The sequence below is a fragment of the Cellulomonas septica genome, from assembly GCF_012396155.1.
Classification (GTDB): Bacteria; Actinomycetota; Actinomycetes; order Actinomycetales; family Cellulomonadaceae; genus Cellulomonas; species Cellulomonas septica.
The window spans coordinates 1-2,311 of record NZ_JAAXOY010000577.1 but is presented as its reverse complement, the minus strand read 5'-3'; the positions used below and the strand labels follow the sequence as shown (position 1 = coordinate 2,311).

The 2,311-nt window shown below is 75.6% G+C and carries 2 protein-coding genes and 1 pseudogene; all 3 read right to left on the bottom strand.

Features of this window, described 5'->3' with window-relative positions; translation table 11 throughout:
- Positions 1 to 384 (bottom strand): annotated as a pseudogene (locus HGA02_RS16770) (RDD family protein); the annotation flags it as partial.
- 313 nt (positions 385 to 697) lie between these two features.
- Positions 698 to 1,597 carry a hypothetical protein gene (locus HGA02_RS16765; protein WP_425483077.1) on the bottom strand — a complete coding sequence of 300 codons (900 nt, stop codon included), beginning with the start codon at positions 1,595 to 1,597 and terminating at the stop codon, positions 698 to 700.
- A gap of 209 nt (positions 1,598 to 1,806) precedes the next feature.
- Positions 1,807 to 2,311 (bottom strand): hypothetical protein (locus HGA02_RS16760; protein ID WP_168680285.1); only part of this gene is annotated, 505 nt, incomplete at its 5' end.

Below are 2,311 nucleotides of genomic sequence, written 5' to 3'. Positions count from 1 at the left end.
CTCGCTCACGCGTTCCACGACGGTCTCGTCCGGGAGGTCGATCAGGTGGGGTCGCCCGAGTCGCACGTCGAGCACCACGCCGTCGCGCGCCCACGTCGCGATCCCCGTCCCGCGCCCTGGAGCCATCCCCGAGGCACCGTCGACGAGCCGCAGTCCCAGCGCGGCGAGCCCCGGCGTCCGCCCGGTCCGCCCGAGCACGACGAGCAGCACCACGACGACGGCGACCGCGAGCACGGCACCGAGGGCGACGAGCGCCCGACCGGCGGGCGACGTGCCGACCGCACCGACGACGGCCGGAGAGAGTGCGACGAGCACGAGGAGGACGTCGATCACGATGCCCACGACGACGGACGCGGTGGGGGCGCGACGCGCGCCCTCCAGCACCGCGAGAGGCTCACGACGCCCGCGCAGGACCGCCGAACCGCACCGGGGGCAGGTCGCCGCACCGGCGGGAAGGGATGCCGCGCAGACGCCGCACCAGGCCACGACGGGGTCGCCCACGGCCCGCGTCACCCCCTCGGTCGGACCTGGGTCACAGCCAGGTGCCGCAACCGCTCTGCGAGCGCCGATCCTGGCACGTTTCGTGCGGTCGGGCGACCAGCGGAGCGTCCCTCCGGCCGACCGCCACCCCGTCGGCCCAGGTCAGCGCCGTTCGTTGCCTCGTTCATCGATGTCCGACCACGCCGCCGGGTGATCGTCAGGACCAGCCCTGCGGGATGAGCTGCGTGGGGACGACGTCGACGACGTTCTCGGTCGGGACGACGACCTCGTACGCGGCGGCGTCGACCTTCACGAGCCGCAGCCCCTCGGCGAGGTCGGCGTCGTGCCCCGTGTAGAACGCCCGCGACACCGTGCCGCCGTTCTCCGCCGGCCACTGGTCGACGAGCCGCACCTCGAGCCCGTTCCACCGCCCGCTGACGTGCAGCTCGAACCGCTCGCCGAGCTCCGTGAGCGGCACCTCTCGGCGCCACCGACCGATCGCCGTCCGGGTGAACCCGAGCTCCGCGCGCGGCTCGCCGTCGAGCGCGAGCACCGCGCGGTCGTCCAGCACGTCGGCGGACAGGTGCCCGCCGTTCCACTCGACCAGGTGCCCGACGAACCGTGAGATGCGCGGGTCGCGCGGGGTCCCGACGGTCACGACGTCCGACGTCCACCCGTGCCCGACGTCCACGTAGCGCCCGATCACCGTCGACGAGCCGTCCCGGCCGAGCCGCACGAGCTCCGAGCCCGCGGGGATGCGCGTGTGCTCGAGCCACGACAGCGGCACGACGTGGTCGGCCACGGCGACGAAGCCCAGCCCGGTGAACGGCGGCCGGTCGACGAACGGCCCCCCCGTGAGCTCACGCGTCCGCTGGTCCGTGCCGCCCGTCGCGTTGACGAACCGCATGGTCGGCCCCGCCGGGAACCGCAGCACGTCGACGTGGTCCATGTCCGGCGCGAACGGCGCCCCCGGGAACGCGAGCCCGTGCGCCTCGAAGACCGCCGCCGGCGTCGTCGCCCACGCCACGTCCGCCGCCCGCACCACGAACCCCGCGACCCGGTCGTACCCGGACTCCAGGTACGCCGCGCTCATCTGCGGGGTGACGGCCTTCTGCATGACGGTCACGAGGGACTGCTCCTTCGACTCGGCTCCAGACGCTCCGGCGAGTATGTCCCACGCGCGCCGACCCGGCCGCCCGCCATCCACAGCCCCACCCGGTCGGCAGGTCCGCGTGGCGCCGTGCCGACGGTGCCCTCACGCGTCCGGCTGCGCACGGTCCTGCCCCACGCGACGGCCGCCGGCGGACGGCGTCCCGACGGCGACCGTCAGGCGTCCGGGCGGAGGGCGTCCCGGACCAGGTCGAGGGCCGACCGCCGGAACGCGTCACCGAGCGGGTAGAGCGTCACGTCCAGGCTCGCGTCGACACCACGCCGAGCGACGACGCGCGCCGCCGCCTGCCGGACCTCCGACGCGCGCACGCCCACGGCCGCGACCGCACCGGCGTACCGACCGTCACCCCGACCCACGGCGCGCACCAGGCAGACGGTCTTCGAGACCGCGACGAGCGCGTCGGCACGCCCACCCTTGCGGGCGGCGCGCCACGCCAGCTCGTCCCACTCGTCGACCGGCCCGCTGCGGGTCTCGACCACCCGCTCCTGGACTGCTCCGAGCGCGCGGGCCAGCACGTCGTGGAGCGCGACCGCACTCACGTCGTCCGTCACGGGGGCCGCCTGCCGGAGCTGCGTGGCGAGGTCCCCGAACCCCGCGGCGGCGACCCACGTGGCCGTCGCGACCCGCAGCGTCCAGTCCAGCCGCCGGTACCCGCACGCG